This is a genomic window from Burkholderia sp. Cy-637 (assembly GCF_011753175.1).
GTDB lineage: Bacteria > Pseudomonadota > Gammaproteobacteria > Burkholderiales > Burkholderiaceae > Burkholderia > Burkholderia gladioli.
In genome coordinates, this window is the sequence record NZ_VWWC01000391.1 from 1 (window position 1) to 1098 (window position 1098).

Genomic DNA, 1098 nt, shown 5'->3' on the forward strand with positions numbered 1-1098 from the left:
ATCGCAACGGTTCTGTCGGCGAAGTTCGGCGGCGAAGCGAAGAAGTACGACGAAATCGACGCGGCGCCGGAAGAAAAGGCACGTGGCATCACGATCAACACCGCGCACATCGAGTACGAAACGGCGAACCGCCACTACGCACACGTCGATTGCCCGGGCCACGCCGACTACGTGAAGAACATGATCACGGGTGCCGCGCAGATGGACGGCGCGATCCTGGTGTGCTCGGCCGCTGACGGCCCGATGCCGCAAACGCGTGAGCACATCCTGCTGGCGCGTCAGGTTGGCGTTCCGTACATCATCGTGTTCCTGAACAAGTGCGACATGGTGGACGACGCTGAACTGCTCGAGCTGGTCGAGATGGAAGTTCGCGAACTCCTGTCGAAGTACGACTTCCCGGGCGACGACACGCCGATCATCAAGGGTTCGGCGAAGCTGGCGCTGGAAGGCGACAAGGGCGAGCTGGGCGAGACGGCGATCATGAGCCTGGCCGATGCGCTGGACACGTACATCCCGACGCCGGAGCGCGCGGTCGATGGTACGTTCCTGATGCCGGTGGAAGACGTGTTCTCGATCTCGGGTCGCGGCACGGTGGTGACGGGTCGTGTCGAGCGTGGCATCGTGAAGGTCGGCGAAGAAATCGAAATCGTCGGCATCAAGGACACGCAGAAGACGACCTGCACGGGCGTGGAAATGTTCCGCAAGCTGCTGGACCAAGGTCAGGCTGGCGACAACGTGGGTATCCTGCTGCGCGGCACGAAGCGTGAAGACGTGGAGCGTGGCCAGGTTCTGGCCAAGCCGGGTTCGATCAAGCCGCACACGCACTTCACGGCTGAAGTGTACGTGCTGAGCAAGGACGAAGGCGGCCGCCACACGCCGTTCTTCAACAACTACCGTCCGCAGTTCTACTTCCGTACGACGGACGTGACGGGCTCGATCGAGCTGCCGAAGGACAAGGAAATGGTCATGCCGGGCGACAACGTGTCGATCACGGTGAAGCTGATCGCTCCGATCGCGATGGAAGAAGGCCTGCGCTTCGCGATCCGCGAAGGTGGCCGTACCGTCGGCGCCGGCGTCGTCGCCAAGATCCTCGACTAA

Annotated in this window: 1 protein-coding gene; it reads left to right on the top strand. The window is 62.4% G+C overall.

The genetic code is table 11. The annotated features are described in order from the left end of the window. Positions 1-1098: elongation factor Tu (tuf, locus tag F3J10_RS35765; RefSeq protein ID WP_205200606.1), on the top strand; the 1098-nt coding region annotated here is incomplete at its 5' end.